The 15469-nt window shown below is 74.7% G+C and carries 16 protein-coding genes; all 16 read right to left on the minus strand.

Going from position 1 to position 15469, the window contains the following annotated elements; all coding sequences use genetic code 11:
* Window positions 1-25: 25 nt before the first annotated feature.
* Entirely contained in the window at window positions 26-454 is a 429-nt protein-coding gene (gene nusB / locus GD970_RS15990) for a transcription antitermination factor NusB (protein ID WP_152203897.1), read from the minus strand.
* Window positions 455-613: 159 nt separating this feature from the next.
* Window positions 614-1174 (minus strand): elongation factor P, encoded by a 561-nt coding sequence (efp, locus tag GD970_RS15995; protein WP_152203898.1) that lies wholly within the window; start codon window positions 1172-1174, stop codon window positions 614-616.
* Between the two features lie 76 nt (window positions 1175-1250).
* Window positions 1251-1640, minus strand: coding sequence for a hypothetical protein (locus GD970_RS16000; RefSeq protein WP_226925395.1), 390 nt, complete (start codon window positions 1638-1640; stop codon window positions 1251-1253).
* Window positions 1637-2281, minus strand: a complete 645-nt coding sequence (locus GD970_RS16005; RefSeq protein ID WP_152203899.1) for a hypothetical protein — start codon at window positions 2279-2281, stop codon at window positions 1637-1639. The genes GD970_RS16000 and GD970_RS16005 overlap by 4 nt, the downstream gene beginning before the upstream one ends.
* A gap of 78 nt (window positions 2282-2359) precedes the next feature.
* Window positions 2360-3001, minus strand: a complete 642-nt coding sequence (locus GD970_RS16010; RefSeq protein WP_152203900.1) for a shikimate kinase — start codon at window positions 2999-3001, stop codon at window positions 2360-2362.
* A gap of 14 nt (window positions 3002-3015) precedes the next feature.
* Complete coding sequence (gene aroB / locus GD970_RS22615) at window positions 3016-4662, minus strand: 3-dehydroquinate synthase (protein ID WP_319593470.1); 1647 nt, start codon at window positions 4660-4662, stop codon at window positions 3016-3018.
* Between the two features lie 65 nt (window positions 4663-4727).
* Window positions 4728-5945, minus strand: a complete 1218-nt coding sequence (gene aroC / locus GD970_RS16020) for a chorismate synthase (RefSeq protein WP_152203902.1) — start codon at window positions 5943-5945, stop codon at window positions 4728-4730.
* Window positions 5946-6015: 70 nt separating this feature from the next.
* Entirely contained in the window at window positions 6016-6633 is a 618-nt protein-coding gene (locus tag GD970_RS16025) for a prepilin peptidase (RefSeq protein WP_211489841.1), read from the minus strand.
* Window positions 6634-6716: 83 nt separating this feature from the next.
* A complete protein-coding gene (locus GD970_RS16030; RefSeq protein ID WP_226925396.1) occupies window positions 6717-7703 on the minus strand; it encodes a shikimate dehydrogenase in 987 nt (328 codons plus the stop codon).
* Between the two features lie 177 nt (window positions 7704-7880).
* The gene (gene mltG, locus GD970_RS16035; RefSeq protein WP_211489840.1) at window positions 7881-9029 is read right to left on the minus strand and encodes an endolytic transglycosylase MltG; all 1149 of its coding nucleotides are present in this window, start codon (window positions 9027-9029) and stop codon (window positions 7881-7883) included.
* Window positions 9026-9568: a Holliday junction resolvase RuvX gene (gene ruvX, locus GD970_RS16040; RefSeq protein WP_152203904.1), complete on the minus strand. Its 543-nt coding sequence runs from the start codon at window positions 9566-9568 to the stop codon at window positions 9026-9028. The genes mltG and ruvX overlap by 4 nt, the downstream gene beginning before the upstream one ends.
* The gene (gene alaS / locus GD970_RS16045; RefSeq protein WP_152203905.1) at window positions 9565-12270 is read right to left on the minus strand and encodes an alanine--tRNA ligase; all 2706 of its coding nucleotides are present in this window, start codon (window positions 12268-12270) and stop codon (window positions 9565-9567) included. The genes ruvX and alaS overlap by 4 nt, the downstream gene beginning before the upstream one ends.
* A gap of 70 nt (window positions 12271-12340) precedes the next feature.
* Complete coding sequence (locus GD970_RS16050) at window positions 12341-12607, minus strand: hypothetical protein (RefSeq protein ID WP_152203906.1); 267 nt, start codon at window positions 12605-12607, stop codon at window positions 12341-12343.
* Window position 12608: 1 nt separating this feature from the next.
* The gene (locus GD970_RS16055; protein ID WP_152203907.1) at window positions 12609-12962 is read right to left on the minus strand and encodes a DUF948 domain-containing protein; all 354 of its coding nucleotides are present in this window, start codon (window positions 12960-12962) and stop codon (window positions 12609-12611) included.
* Window positions 12963-13112: 150 nt separating this feature from the next.
* On the minus strand, window positions 13113-13736 hold the full coding sequence (rpsD, locus tag GD970_RS16060; protein ID WP_152203908.1) for a 30S ribosomal protein S4: 624 nt from the start codon (window positions 13734-13736) through the stop codon (window positions 13113-13115).
* Between the two features lie 140 nt (window positions 13737-13876).
* A complete protein-coding gene (locus GD970_RS16065; protein ID WP_152203909.1) occupies window positions 13877-15232 on the minus strand; it encodes a replication-associated recombination protein A in 1356 nt (451 codons plus the stop codon).
* Between the last annotated feature and the right edge of the window lie 237 nt (window positions 15233-15469).

The following is a 15469-nucleotide window of genomic DNA, read 5'->3' on the forward strand; positions in this document are numbered from 1 at the left end:
GCGGCCCCGCCGGCCGGCTCAGCGCTCAGTCGAGCAGCGTCGGCTTGAGCTCCAGCAGGCGCCCGAGGAGGCCGTTGACGAACGACGGCGACTCGTCGGTGGACAGCTCGGCGGCGAGGGCGACGGCCTCGTCGACGGCGACGGCGTCGGGCACCTCGTCGTTGTAGAGCAGCTCCCACGTGCCCAGGCGCAGGATGCACCGGTCGACCACCGGCATCCGCTCGAGCGTCCAGCCCTGGGAGTAGGTGGTGAGCAGCTCGTCGATCTCGCTGCGGTGGGCGGCAACGCCCTTGACGATCTCGCCGGCGTAGGCCGGGAACGGGCCCTGCGCGACGGTCACCTGCTCGCGCTGGCCGAGCAGGTCGAGCAGGTCCTCCGCGGAGGTGCGGCCCTTCTGGTCAGCCTCGAAGAGGACGTCCAGCGCCCGCCGACGGGCCTTGCTGCGTGCGGACACCGAGGTCCTTCCTGGTTGCGAGGGGTGACCGGCGGGCCGGTCGGGAACGGGCGCCGCCGCCGGCTGACCCGCCGGCCTCGCGGTGCGGGAGCGGGTCGGCCAGCGGCGGCCAGGTGGTGCTGTGGCGCCTCGCCGGGCGCCTGGTGACGAGCCGGCGGGTCAGCTGGCGCGGCCGAGGTACTCCCCGGTGCGCGTGTCCACCTTGACCTTGGTGTTGTTGTCGAGGAAGAGCGGGACCTGGATCTCGTAGCCGGTCTCGAGGGTGGCGGGCTTGGTGCCCGCGGAGGAGCGGTCGCCCTGCAGGCCGGGCTCGGTGTAGGTGATCTCCAGGACCACCGAGGCGGGCAGCTCGACGGAGAGGACCTGCCCGTCGTGCATCGCGACGATGGCCTCCTGGTTCTCGAGCAGGAAGTTCGCCGCGTCGCCCACGGTCTCCGCCGCGATCGGCAGCTGCTCGTAGGTGGAGGAGTCCATGAAGACGAAGTCGGTGCCGTCCTTGTACAGGTACTGCATGTCGCGGCGGTCCACCGTGGCGGTCTCGACCTTCACGCCCGCGTTGAAGGTCTTGTCGATGCTCTTGCCGGACAGGACGTTCTTGAGCTTGGTGCGGACGAAGGCCGGGCCCTTGCCGGGCTTGACGTGCTGGAACTCCACGACGGACCAGAGCTGTCCGTCGATGTTGAGCACCATGCCGTTCTTCAGGTCGTTGGTCGAAGCCACTTGAGGAGCCGTCCTTCGTCGGGAACTGGGAGGTCGGTCCGACCGGCAGGTCGCGGCCGGCGGTCCAGAGCGCCCGTCAGGATACCCCGGTCAGGGCCCAGACGCCGAGGAGGCCGCACGCCGCCGCCCACGCGTAGCTCGCCAGCGTGCCGATGATGAACCGCTCTGCGGCGGGGCTGCGCTTGTCCGGATGCGCCTCGCGCAGCTCGGGGTAGCGGCCGAGGCCCTTGACGGCGAGGACGACGGCGACGGCCTCGGGGAAGCCGGCGAGGATCGCGCCGGTGATGGTCAGTCGCTCCAGCATGCCGATCCAGGTGCCGCCGCGCAGCAGCCCGGGCACGGCGGGCCCCGGCTCGACCCGGCGCAGCACGTAGCCGACCAGCAGGCGGCCGAGGAAGACCGAGAGGACCAGCACCACGGCGATGGCGACGGCGGACGGCAGCAGCCGGCCCGTGTCGAACGTCACGTCGCGCTCCCCTCGTCCTCGCCGCGCGCCGCGCCGGCCGCCCGCTCGATCAGGGCGGCCGCCAGCGGGCGGACACCCAGCTCCTCCTCCAGCAGGGCCGACCGTACCCGCTGGCTGACCGCCTGCTCGGAGATGCCCAGGCGTGCCGCGACGTCTTTCTGCCGGACGTCCGGCTGGAGCAGGTCGGCCACCTCCCAGCCGGCGGCGGACCGGCGCCGGACGACGGAGGCGAGCAGCTGCACGAGGGCGGTCGCCTGCCGGGCGGCCTCCGTGTCCTCGCCGGCGACGACGACGGGGGCCGGCACCCCGCGGCCGCGCGCGCGCTCGACGGCGTTGCGGGCGTGGACGAACGCCGGACCCGAGCTCGCCCGGGACGTCTCGGCCAGCGGCTCGTTGACCGCCCCGGCGCCGATGCCCACGGCCCACTCCCCCAGCCGCATGAGATGCAGCGCCAGGTCCAGCGCCGCCTCCGGGGTGGTGAGGACGGTCTGGACCTCGTCGCCGACCGTGCGCTCCAGCGGCAGGGCGACGGCGCCGCGCGCCGGCGGCCGGGCCGCCCACGGGGCGAGCGTGGCGAGAAGCTCGGCCACCTTGTCGCCGTGGGCGGTGCTGGCGTGCTGGTCGGCCGTCACGACGAACATGGATCAAGGCTAGATCCTTAAGAGCACCGAATCAAGGCCTAGGCATTGAGTGCCGGTGATCAAGGCCCGCCGGATCCTTCAGTCGGCCGCCGACAGGGCCGCCAGCACCGCCTCGGCGACCTGCTCGACCGTCCTGTCGGACGTGTCGATCATCGTCGTGGCGACCGCCTCGTAGGCCGGACGGCGCTGGGCCGCCATGGAGGAGAAGAGGGCGCGGGGGCTGCCCAGCGTGACCGACCGGGGGGCGTTGAGCCCGACGCGGGGCATGCCCGCGGCCAGGGAGACGTCGAGGAAGACGACCGTGCCGCCGTCGGCCCGGTACCGCGCCAGGGCCGGCGCGGCGTGCTCGACGGCGCCGCTGCCGAGGGCGAGCACGCCGGGCGCGGTCAGCGCCTCGGCCACCGCGGCGTCCTCGAGGTCGCGGAACCGCTCCTCGCCGACGTCGACGAACAGCTCGCCCACGCCGCGCCCGGCCCGCTCGGCCAGCAGGGCGTCGGTGTCGGTCAGCGCGACGCCGAGCCACTCGGCGACCAGCGCGCCGACCGTGCTCTTGCCCGATCCGGGCGGCCCGACGAGGACGAGCAGCGGCCGGGTACCGGGCCTCGCCGTCGTCGCGGCGGGCTCAGACTCCGACGCGGTCGTCGCAGCGGGGTGAGGCGCCGAGGCGGGCTCGCCCGGATCGGTCGTCGCGGGGGGCGCGGGCTCGGGGGTGCCGGTCATCCCCGCACCGTACGTCACCGCCCGCTCACCCGGGCGTAGGCCTCCTCGAGCAGCTCGCGGTCCGGCGCGCGCAGGATGGTCGGGCGGGCGACGTCCTCCAGCACGACGAAGCGCAGCGCGTTGCCGCGCACCTTCTTGTCGTGGGCCATGGCGTCGTAGAGCTCCGGCCAGCGGTCGCCGCGGTAGGAGACCGGCAGGTGCAGCATGCCGAGGATGTCGCGGTGGCGGCGCACGACGTCGGCGTCGAGCATGCCGGCGGCGCGGGCGAGCTCGGCGGCGAAGACCATGCCGACGGCGACGGCGTCGCCGTGGCGCCAGCGGTAGTCCTCGGTGCGCTCGATGGCGTGGCCGAGGGTGTGGCCGTAGTTGAGGATCTCCCGCAGCCCGGCCTCGCGCAGGTCCTCCCCCACCACCCGGGCCTTGACGGCCACGGCGCGCTCGACGAGCTCGCGCAGCGCGGCCGAGCGCGGGTCCTGGGCGCCGGCGCCGCCGTTGGCCTCGACGATGCGCAGGATCTGCTCGTCGGCGATGAAGCCGGCCTTGACGACCTCGGCCAGGCCCGAGCGCAGCTGCTCGGGCGGCAGGGTGGGCAGGGTGTCGAGGTCGCACACCACCCCGGCCGGCGGGTAGAAGGCCCCGACGAGGTTCTTGCCCTCGGCGGTGTTGATGCCTGTCTTGCCGCCGACGGCGGCGTCGACCATGCCCAGCAGCGTGGTGGGCACGTTGACGAGGCGGACCCCGCGCAGCCAGGTGGCGGCGACGAACCCGGCGACGTCCGTGGTGGCTCCGCCGCCCAGGGCCACGACGGCGTCCTCGCGGCCGAAGCGCTGCTCGCCCAGCAACGCCCAGCAGGCGGCGACGGTGTCGATGGTCTTGGCCTGCTCGGCGTCGGGGATCTCGTGCAGCACCGCGGTGCGCCCCTCGCGGGTCAGGGTGGCGCGCAGCCGCTCGGCCGCCGCGGTCAGGGAGGCGGGGTGGACGACGAGCACGCGGGTGGCGGCCTCGCCCACCAGCTCGAGCACGCTCTCCTCCAGGCCGTGCCCGACGACGACGTCGTAGCCGGCCGTGCCCGACACATGCACGCGCGAGGCGGGGCCGTGCTCGGCGACGGCCTCACGGACCTGGGCGGGGTCGACGATGACGTCCCCGCGCCCCGACAGGGCCAGCAGGATCTCCTCGGCGATCTCCTGGGGCCGGCGGTCCGTGGTGACCACGTGCATCGTGGCCACGCCCTCGTAGATGGGCCGGCGCTCGGTCATGAGGGCGTTGAACTTGCCCACGGGGTCGCCCATGAGGAGCGGGCGCACGCCGGACAGGCCCACGCGCGGCAGCGCCTGGGCGACGTCGACGTCGAGGAAGACCACCTCGTGCCCGCGCAGGGCCTCCTGGGTGCCGGGGTGGAGGACGGCGCCGCCGCCGAGGGCGATGACGCCCGGGTGGTCCTTGAGGACCTCGGAGACCACCTCGTGCTCGAGCTGGCGGAACTCCGGCTCGCCGCGGGCGAGGAAGAGGTCGGGGATGGACATGCCGGCGACCCGCTCGACCTCGTGGTCGGTGTCGAGGAAGTCGACGCCGAGGACCCGGGCGATGAGCGTGCCGATGGTGGTCTTGCCCGCACCGGGCGGGCCGACCAGGACGACGTGCGGACGTGCGGTAGCCACCCGTGCACGGTACCTCTGTGCCCGCATGCCGGGACGCGGCGTCTCGCGTCCCGGCATGCCGGGGCTCAGCGCATGTGCTCGGGGATGGCCTCGAGGTAGCCGCGCAGGTTGCGCGCGGCCTCGGCGACGGAGTCGCCGCCGACCTTCTCCAGCAGGGCCTGGGCGAGCACCAGGGCCACCATGGCCTCGGCGACCACGGCGCCGGGCGGGACCGCGCACACGTCGGAGCGCTGGTGGATGGCCTGGGCGACCTCGCCGGTGGTGACGTCGACGGTCGCCAGGGCGCGGGGCACGGTGGAGATCGGCTTGAGGGCGGCGCGCACCCGGAGGACCTCGCCGTTGCTCATCCCGCCCTCGGTGCCGCCGGCGCGGTTGGTGCGGCGGTGCAGGTGGCCGTCGTCGCCGGGGACGATCTCGTCGTGGGCGGCGGAGCCGCGGCGGGCCGCGGTGCGGAAGCCGTCGCCGATCTCCACGCCCTTGACGGCCTGGATGCCCATGACGGCGCCGGCAAGGCGCGCGTCGAGGCGGCGGTCGCCCGAGACGTGGGAGCCCAGGCCCGGGGGCAGGTTGTAGGCGAGGACCTCGACCACTCCCCCGAGCGTGTCGCCGTCCTTCTGGCACCGGTCGATCTCGGCCACCATGGCGGCGGAGCTGGTGGGGTCGAAGCAGCGCACCGGGTCGGCGTCGAGCGCGGCGACGTCGTCGGGGCCGGGCAGCGGGGCGTCGTCGGGCACGGCGAGCGGGCCGATGCCCACGACGTGCGCGACGAGCCGGACGCCGGCGACCTGCTCGAGCAGCGCCGCCGCGACGGTGCCCAGGGCGACGCGGGTGGCGGTCTCGCGGGCGCTGGCCCGCTCGAGGATCGGCCGGGCGTCGTCGAGGTGGTACTTCTGCATGCCGACCAGGTCGGCGTGTCCCGGGCGCGGGCGGGTCAGCGGCCTGTTGCGGGCGATCTCCCGCTCGTCGCCGGTGCCGGCGTCGACGAGCAGGGCCTCGCGCGGCACGGGGTCCGGCGACATGACGGTCTGCCACTTGGGCCACTCGGTGTTGCCGATCTCGATGGCGACGGGGCCGCCCATGGTCCGGCCGTGGCGCACGCCGCCGAGCAGGCGCACCTCGTCCTGCTCGAACTTCATCCGGGAGCCGCGACCGTGGCCGAGACGACGGCGCGCGAGGGCGGCCTGCACGTCGGCGGAGGTGACGGCCACACCGGCGGGCACGCCCTCGAGGATCCCGACGAGGGCCTGGCCGTGCGACTCACCTGCGGTCAACCATCTGAGCATGCGTGCGATCCTGCCATGGCGCGGCGCGGTGCTGCCGGGGCGTCCACGCGGGACGGGGGTGACGCGTGCCTCAGCCCGCGAGCGGCACCTCGGCGGCGGCCAGGGCCGTCGTGACCGCCGCCCCGAGCACCATCCAGGGGCCGAAGGCGATCGCCGAGGTGCGGCTCGCCCGCCGGGTCACCAGCAGGACCAGCGCGATCACGCCGCCGAGGAGAAACGCGGCCAGGGCGCCCGCCAGCACGTGCGGCCAGCCGAACCACCCCAGCCAGAGGCCCAGCAGCCCGCCGAGCTTGACGTCCCCGAGCCCCAGCCCGCCCGAGCGCAGGAGGGCGAGGATGAAGTACCCGACCAGGGACACGAGCGCGGCGGCGACGCCGCGGCCGAGCACCGCCCAGGCGTCTCCGGTCGCGGCCGCCGCGCCGAGCAGGACCAGCACCCCGACGGTGCCGGCGAGCACGATCCGGTCCGGCAGCCGGTGGGTGCGCCAGTCGATGACGGTCAGGACGGTGCCCACCAGGGTGAGGTACGCCCCGGCCAGGGCCACGGCCCAGCCCTGCCCGGCCAGCCCCCAGCAGGCCAGGACGGCGAGCACGGCGCCGACGGCGATCGTGGGCCGTCCGGCGGTGGCCAGGTCCTCCCTCAGGGGCGGCGTGTGCCAGTCCGCGTCGGCACCGTCGGCCGCAGGCACGCCTTCACCCCCCGGGCCCTCGGCCGCGGGCACGGCGTCCGCCCCCACAGCCGGGGGCCCGCCCGCCCCGTCCCGCTCGCCCGTCATCGGGCCGGCAGGTCGAAGGGCGGCGGGGCGTCGGGCACGGCGCCCCCGTCGCGGCGTCGCGCCAGCTCGCCGAGCAGGCCCGCCCGCATCGCCTCGACGTCGGGCGCGCGGCCGGTCATGAGCTGCACCTGCGCCGCGGCCTGGTGGAGCAGCATGCCCCAGCCCGGCGCGACGAGGCCGCCCGCGTCGGTCCACACCCGCACCAGCGGGCTGGGCCAGGGCTCGTAGACGACGTCGAGCAGGACCCGGCCGGCCAGGGCGTCCGGCCGGGCGGATCGCTGCAGCAGCTCGGCGAGGGCCAGCGCGACCGGGTCCGCCACGCCCTGCGGGACCGTGGAGACGACGACGTCCGCCTCGAGCAGCGTCGCGGCGACCGCCTCGGGCGCCGACCAGGGCACGTTCTGGGTCGTCACCCCCATCCGGTGCGCCGCGGCCGCGGCCGACCCGGGGCCGGCGAAGGAGCGGGCCACCATGGTGGGGCGGGTGCAGCCGAGCTCGGCCAGCGCGGCCAGCGCGGACGACGCCGTGGCCCGGGCGCCCAGCACCACGGCCCGCTCGGCCCGCCACCCGGCCGGGGCCACCTCCCGGACGGTGGCGACGATGCCGTGCACGTCGGTGTTGAACCCCACGAGCAGACCGGCCCCGCCCTGCCCGGGCTGGAGCACGAGGGTGTTGACGGCCCCGGTCACCTCGGCGAGCGGGTCGATGACGTCGAGCAGCGGCATGACGGCCTGCTTGAGCGGCATCGTCAGCGACAGCCCCGCCCAGGCAGGGTCGAGCTGGGCGACGACGGCGGGCAGCTCGGCGGCGGTGACGTCCTGGAGCCCGTAGCCCCAGCCGGACAGGCCGAGCTGGGCGTACGCGCTGCGGTGCAGCGCCGGCGAGAGCGAGTGGGCCACGGGGTGGCCCAGCACCGCGGCGCGCCGCTCGATGCCCGGTGCGCGCAGGTCCTGCCCGCCCAGTGCCTCCGTTGCCACGTGCACGCCTCCTCCTTCAGCCGCCGGCCGCCGACGGTGCCAGGTCTACCAGCCCGCGACGTCGCCGTGGCGGCGCCGTCCACACCGTCGCGCCGGCCGCCACGGCCCGCACCGCGCCGCCGGGACCGACGCGGCGCCGCCGCCGGGGCCGCCCCGTCCCGGCGACGGCGCACCCGCGCCGACCTACTGCGGGTTCTCCGCCATGTACTTGCGGAACTCGGCCACGTTGGCGTTGTGCTCGTCCAGCGTCGCGGCGAACTTGGTCTCGCCGGTCTCGAGGTTGACGGTGACGAAGTACAGCCAGTCCCCCGGCGGCGGGTTGATGACGGCGTCGAGGGCCGCCTCGCCCGGGGCACCGATGGCCGTCGGCGGCAGGCCGGGGTGCAGGTAGGTGTTGTAGGGGTTGTCGTTGTCGAGGTCCGCCCGCGTGGGCACCCCGCCGACCTTCCCCACCCCGTACAGCACCGTGGAGTCCATCTGCAGCAGCCCGCCCACCTGGGCGGTGTCGTGGATGCGGTTCTCGATGACCCGGGCCACCTGGCCGTAGTACTGCGGCAGGTTCACCTCCCGCTCGACGATGGAGGCCTCGGTGAGCACCCGCTGGCGCTCGGCGGCGGGCACGCCGAGCTTGTCGAGGCGGGAGACGGTCAGCGTGACCATGCTGCGCAGCATGCTGGCGGCGTCGTCGCCGGGCTCGAAGGTGTACGTGGCGGCGGCGAGCCAGCCCTCGGGGTTGCCGCCGGCCTCGGCGGGCAGCCCGATGGCGGCCGGGTCCTTCGCGGCCGCCTCGACCTCCTCCATCGGCAGGCCCGAGACGCTGGCGATGCGCTCGTAGACCTGCTGGGCGTGGAAGCCCTCGGGCACGGTGACGGTGATCTCGGCCTTGTTGGCCGGGTCGAGCAGGGCGGCGACGGCGTCGCGCGCGGCCATCTGCTTCTTCAGGTTGTAGCTGCCGGCCTGGATGCGGGCGGCGTTGACGTTGTCGTTGTACGCGTCGGTGAAGGCCCGCACGGAGGCGACGACGTCGGCCTCCTCGAGCACCGTGCCCATGTCGTGGCCGGTGGATCCCTGCGGGATGGAGACGAGCACCTCGCCGGTGCCGGGGCCGGGGTAGTCCTCCGGCCCGCCGCCGACGGAGAGCAGCGAGGAAACCTTCGGCACGGCCCAGACGGACAGCGCGGCGAGGGCCGCGACCACGACGAACAGCACCACGGCGCTGCGCCGGCGACGCCGCCGGCGGCGCGCCTCGCGCGCCAGGCGCTGCTCGCGCCGGGCTCGCCGGACCGCGGCCGCGTCCAGCTCGGGCTCGGCGTCCGTGAAGAGGTCGTTCACTCGCTCTCCTTGCTCGCGGGGGGCGGGTCGGGCACGACCAGCTCACCGGCGGGGGCGCCGGTGCGCCGTTCGACCTCGAGCGCCTGCTCGACGATCATCACCGCGGCGACCTGGTCCACGACCTCCCGGTGCCGACGCCCGGGGCGTCCGGAGGCACGCAGCGCCTGGTGCGCGCTGACGGTGGTGAGGCGTTCGTCGACCAGCCGCACGGGGAGCGGGGCCAGGGCCTCGGCGACCCGGACAGCGTACCCGCGCGCGGCGTCGGCCGACCTGCCCTCCTTCCCCGACAGGCTGCGCGGCAACCCGACGACGACTTCCATGGCCTCGTGCTCGCGCACGAGCGCGACGATCTCCGCGAGGTCCGAGCCGTCCTTGGCGCGTGCCACCGTGCGCACGGGGGTGGCGAGGATCCCGCTGGGGTCGCTCCGGGCGACACCGATGCGGACGGTACCGACATCGATGCCGAGCCGCACGCCGTGGCGGGGCCGCGTCTCGGCGGCCCCGCCCGCGACCGCGCCGGCGCCGGGGGGCTCGCTCATGCGCCCAGCAGCGTCGCGACCTCGGCGCGCACCCCGTCGAGCGCGGCGCCGAGCGCGGCGACGTCGGTGCCGCCGCCCTGGGCGACGTCGTCCTTGCCGCCCCCGCCGCCGCCGAGGGTCTTCGCGGCGCCGCGCACCAGGGCACCGGCGCGCACGCCGGCCTGGCGGGCGGCGGCGTTGGTGGCGACGACGACGACCGGGCGCTCCTTGGCCACGCCGCCCACCGCGATGACCGCGGGGGCGGACTCGCCGAGGCGGGCGCGCACGTCGAGGGCGAGCGTGCGCAGGTCGTCCGCGGCGGCCACCTCGCCGGCGTCGTGGGTGACGACGCGGCCGGTGCCGACCTGGGTGGCGCCGTCGGCCACCGTGCCGGCGGCGGCGAGCAGCTGCTTCTGGCGCAGGGCCGCGAGCTCCTTCTCGGCCGCCTTGAGCTTGGTCATGAGGGAGTCGACCCGCTCGGGCAGCTCCTCAGGCCGCCCACCGAGCAGGCTGGTGACCTGGCTGACCAGGGCGTGCTCCCGGGCGTGGTAGCCGTAGGCGCCGGCCCCGACCAGGGCGTCGACGCGGCGCACGCCGGAGCCGATGGAGGACTCCCCCAGCACCGTGACGAGGCCGAGGGTGCCGGTCTGGGGCACGTGGGTGCCGCCGCACAGCTCCTTGGACCAGTCGCCGCCGATGGAGACCACCCGCACGTTGCGGCCGTACTTCTCGCCGAACAGGGCCATGGCGCCGGCGGCCTTGGCGTCGTCGATGTCCATGATCTCGTCGGTGACGTCGAGGTTGTCGGCCAGGCGCTCGTTGACCCGCCCCTCGACGTCGCCGAGCACGGAGGCGGGCACCGCGGAGCCGTGGCGGAAGTCGAACCGCAGGCGCGAGGGCGCGTTCTCCGACCCGGCCTGGGTGGCCTGGTCGCCGAGGAACTCGTGCAGCGCCTTGTGCACCATGTGGGTGGCGGTGTGCGCGCGGGCGATGGCCTTGCGCCGGGCGGTGTCGATGGCGGCCACGCCGCGCTCGTCGAGGGTCAGGGTGCCCTCGGTGAGCTGGCCGCGGTGCACCGACAGGCCCTTGATCGGCGCCTGGACGTCGGCGACGTCGACGATCGCGCCGCCCTCGAAGGTGATGGTGCCCTGGTCGGCGAGCTGGCCGCCGGCCTCGGCGTAGAACGGGGTGCGGTCGAGGACGACCTCGACGTCGGCCGGGGCGGTTGCGCTGGGCGCGGGGACGCCGTCGACCAGCAGGCCGACGACGCGCGCCTCGGCGGTGGTGTCGGTGTAGCCGAGGAACTGCACCGGCCCGCCGAGGCGGTTCTGCAGGTCGGTGTACAGCGAGGTGTCGACGTGCCCGGTCTTCTTGGCCAGGGCGTCGGCGCGGGCGCGCTGCCGCTGCTCGTCCATGAGGGACCGGAAGCCGGTCTCGTCCACGCTCACGCCGTGCTCGGCGGCCATCTCCAGGGTCAGGTCGATGGGGAAGCCGTAGGTGTCGTGCAGGGCGAAGGCGTCGGCGCCGGAGAGCACCGGCTTGGCGGTCCCGGCCGAGGACTTCGCCCGGTTCACCGCGGTGTCGAGGATGGTCGTGCCGGCGGTGAGGGTGCGCCGGAAGGCCTCCTCCTCCTCGTACGCGACCTGGGAGATGCGGTCGAAGTCGGTCTCGAGCTCGGGGTAGGAGCCCTTCATCGCGTCCTTCGAGGCCGGCAGCAGCACCGGCAGGGACGGCTCCTCCACGCCGAGCAGACGCATGGAGCGCACGGCGCGGCGGATGAGGCGGCGCAGCACGTAGCCGCGCCCGTCGTTGCCGGGGCGCACGCCGTCGGCGATGAGCATCATGGCGGAGCGGACGTGGTCGGCGACCACGCGCATGCGCACGTCGTCGGGGTTCGCCGAGCTCGCGCCGCGGGTGTAGCTGCGGCCGGACAGCGCCTCCGCGGCCTCGATGACCGGGAAGACCTCGTCGGTCTCGTACATGTTGGCCCGGTCCTGCAGGATGAACGCGAGGCGCTCGACGCCCAGGCCGGTGTCGATGGCCTTCTGCTCGAGCTCGTGCAGCAGGGGGTAGTCCTTGCCCGCGCCCTCGCCGCGCAGGTACTGGTCGAAGACCAGGTTCCAGATCTCGACGAAGCGGTCGCCCTGGGTGTCGGCCTCCGGGCCGCCGTCGGGGCCGTAGGCGGGGCCGCGGTCGTAGTGGATCTCGGAGGTGGGGCCGGCCGGGCCGGGCTGGCCGGTGTCCCAGAAGTTCTCCTCGCGGGTCTGGAACTGCAGCCGCTCGGCGGGGAGGCCGATCTTGTTGAGCCAGATGTCCTTCGCCTCGGCGTCCTGGTCCCACACGGTGATCCACAGGCGCTCGGGCTCCAGGCCGTAGCCGCCGTCGGCCGGGGAGCTGGTCAGCAGCTCCCACGCCATCGTGATGGCCCCCTCCTTGAAGTAGTCGCCGAAGGAGAAGTTGCCGGCCATCTGGAAGAAGGTGCCGTGCCGGGTGGTCTTGCCGACCTCTTCGATGTCGTTGGTGCGGATGCACTTCTGCACCGACGCCGCCCGCGGCCACGGGGCCTGCTGGGTCCCGACGATGTAGGGGATGAAGGGAACCATGCCCGCGATCGTGAACAGGATCGAGGGGTCGGGCGAGACCAGCGGCACGCTCGGGGCGATGTGGTGGTCCTGCTTGGCGAAGTAGTCCAGCCAGCGGGTGCGGATCTCAGCGGTGCGCATGGTTCCTCGGGGTCGGGGCGGGTGGTCGGCGGGCGCGGGCGGGCGCCGGCGTCCAGGACGCAGGGTGGTCTCAGTAGAACGAGTACGGCAGGTCGTCTGATTCCTCGTCCGCGGCGTGGCGGCCGCGACGGCGGGCCACCTCGGTGCGGGCGGCGGCGACGGCGTCGTCGTCGGGCAGCAGGGCGGCGCGCAGCTCGGCCTCCCGCTCCCGGAACGCGGCGGCGAAGTCCGCGGGCAGGGCCCGCAGCCGGTCGCGCAGGCCCGGGGCGCGCGCGACCATCAGGGCCGTGACGGCGACGGCGCCCACGGTCACGGCGAGGAGCAGCCGCGGGCGCATCTCAGCGGGCCTTCCGGCCGCCGAGCACGGAGCGCACGGCGTAGGAGAAGGCGGAGAGCTTGATGAGCGGGCCGCCGACGGTGGCGGCGACCAGCGTGGTCAGGGCCGAGACGTCCTCGCTGACGCGGGCGGCGGAGGTGGTGATGGTGTCGACCTTCACCAGCTGGCCGTTGGCCTCGCGGATCGTCTGCGCGGCCTCGTCGATGGCCGGCAGCGTGTGCGTGGTGAGCTCGCGGACGGTGCCCCGGGCCTCGTCGAGGACCCGGCCGAGCTTGACCAGCGGGACGGCGAGGACGACGACGAGCGCGACGAACGCCAGCGCGGCGATGAGGCCGGCGATGTCACCGACGGACATGAACTCTCCTAACGGACGGGGACGGACCGGGCGCGCGTCGGGCGCAGCGCCCGGCCCGTCACAGGTGAGGCTACCGGTTCGACGGCGACGCCCCGGGCACCGGCACAGGCCGGCTGCCCGGGGCGCAGCGCATCGCGGACGTCGGGGACGTCAGCGGGAGTAGTACTCGACGACGAACTGCTCGTTGCAGGTCACCGGCACCTCGGCACGCTTCGGGCGGCGGACCAGCTCGGCGCGCAGCTTGGCGATGTCGACGTCGATGTAGGCCGGCACGTTCGGCAGCACGTCGCGGTGCGCGCCGGCGGCGGCGATCTGGAACGGCACCATGGCCTGGCTCTTCGGCTTGACCTGGATGACCTGGCCCGGCTTCACGCGGAAGGAGGGGCGGTCGACGAGCTTGCCGTCCACGAGGATGTGGCGGTGCACGACGTCCTGGCGGGCCTGGGCGATGGTGCGGGCGAACCCGGCGCGCAGGACCAGGGCGTCCAGGCGCATCTCGAGCAGCTCGACCAGCGACTCACCGGTCAGGTACGGCTCGCGGCGGGCCTCCTCGAAGTAGCGGACCAGCTGGGCCTCGCGGATGCCGTACTGGGCGCGCAGGCGCTGCTTCTCCTTGAGGCGGACGGCGTAGTCGGACTCGGTGCGGCGGCGGGCGCGGCCGTGCTCGCCGGGCCCGTACGGGCGCTTCTCGAAGTACTTGACGGCCTTGGGGGTCAGCGGGATCCCCAGGGCGCGGGAAAGGCGCACCTGACGGCGCGTGCGGCTCACTGCCATGTTTCGTCCTGTCGTGGTTGTGTGACGTCACACCGTGCGGGCAGGTTCGCCCGTGCGGCGTGGGGTCGGCCTCGATGGGCCAGGACCCCAGGTGGCTGCCGGGGCCTGAGGGCCCGCGTGGCAACCGGAAGAGACTACCACTACCGCCCGGCGAGGATCTGCCGGATCCGGGCCAGCCGGGCTGTGATGTCCCGCTCGTGGCCGTAGCCGGTGGGCCGGTAGTAGGTGGTGCCGGCCAGCTCGTCCGGGGCGTACTGCTGGGCGGCGATGCCGTGCGGGTAGTCGTGGGCGTAGCGGTAGCCCTGCCCGTGACCGTGCTGCTTGGCGCCGGCGTAGTGGGCGTCGCGCAGGTGGGCCGGCACGGGCCCGGCCTTGCCCGCCTTGACGTCGGCGATCGCGGCGTCGATGGCGGTGTAGGCGGCGTTGGACTTCGGCGCGGTGGCCACGTGCACGACCGCCTCGGCCAGGATGATGCGGGCCTCGGGCATGCCGATGAGGGCCACCGCCTGCGCGGCCGCCACCGCAGTCTGCAGGGCCGACGGGTCCGCCATGCCGACGTCCTCGGCGGCGGCGATGACGATGCGGCGGGCGATGAACCGCGGGTCCTCCCCCGCCACGACCATCCGGGCGAGGTAGTGCAGGGCCGCGTCGACGTCGGAGCCGCGCATGGACTTGATGAACGCGCTGGTGACGTCGTAGTGCTGGTCGCCGGCGCGGTCGTAGCGCACCGCGGCGACGTCGATGGCCCGCTCGACGGCCTCGAGGGTGATCTCCGGCTCGTCGGCGGACTCCGCCGCCCCGGCGGCGGCCTCGAGGATGGTCAGGGCCTTGCGGGCGTCGGCGCCGGCCAGGCGCACGAGGTGGTCCTCGGCGTCGCCGGCCAGGGTGAGGGAGCCGCCGAAGCCGCGCTCGTCGGTCAGGGCCCGGTGCACCAGCGCCCGCACGTGCCGCTCCTCGAGCGGGCGCAGGGTGAGCAGCAGGGAGCGCGAGAGCAGGGGCGAGACGACGGAGAAGCTCGGGTTCTCGGTGGTGGCGGCGACGAGGGTGACCCACCGGTTCTCCACGCTCGGCAGCAGGGCGTCCTGCTGGGTCTTGGAGAAGCGGTGCACCTCGTCGATGAACAGCACCGTCTCGGCGCCGGAGGTCACCAGGCGCCGGCGGGCCTCCTCGACGACGGCGCGGACGTCCTTGACGCCGGCGGTGACGGCGGAGAGCTCGACGAACCGGCGCCCGGAGGCGTGCGCGACGAGGTAGGCCAGGGTGGTCTTGCCGGTGCCGGGCGGGCCCCAGAGGATCACCGAGGAGGGGCCGGCGCGGCGGCGCTCGTGCTCGGTCGGCTCGACCAGCCGGCGCAGCGGCGAGCCGGTCTCGAGCAGGTGCTCCTGGCCGAGGACCTCCGCCAGGCTGGCGGGGCGCATGCGCACGGCGAGCGGCGCCGTCGCCCCGACGGCGGGCCCGCCCGCCTCGTCCGCCCCCGCGGCCTCGAACAGATCCACCCCCCGAGCCTACGGCGCCCCGCGAGAGGTCAAGTCCGGCGCGACACGTCACCTGCGTCACGAGGCGTCAGCTCGGTCGCGAGGCGTCAACTCGGCCACGAGGCGTCAACTGTGAAGTCTCAGGACATCGGTGACGGTTGTGTCTCAAGACATCGGTGACGGTATGTCTCGCGCTCGTGGTGACACTTCGGCTGCCGTCATTGGCCGATGGGTGAGTCGAGGGAGATCAGCAGCAGG

The sequence above is a fragment of the Georgenia thermotolerans genome (genome assembly GCF_009193185.1).
GTDB classification, from domain to species: domain Bacteria; phylum Actinomycetota; class Actinomycetes; order Actinomycetales; family Actinomycetaceae; genus Georgenia; species Georgenia thermotolerans.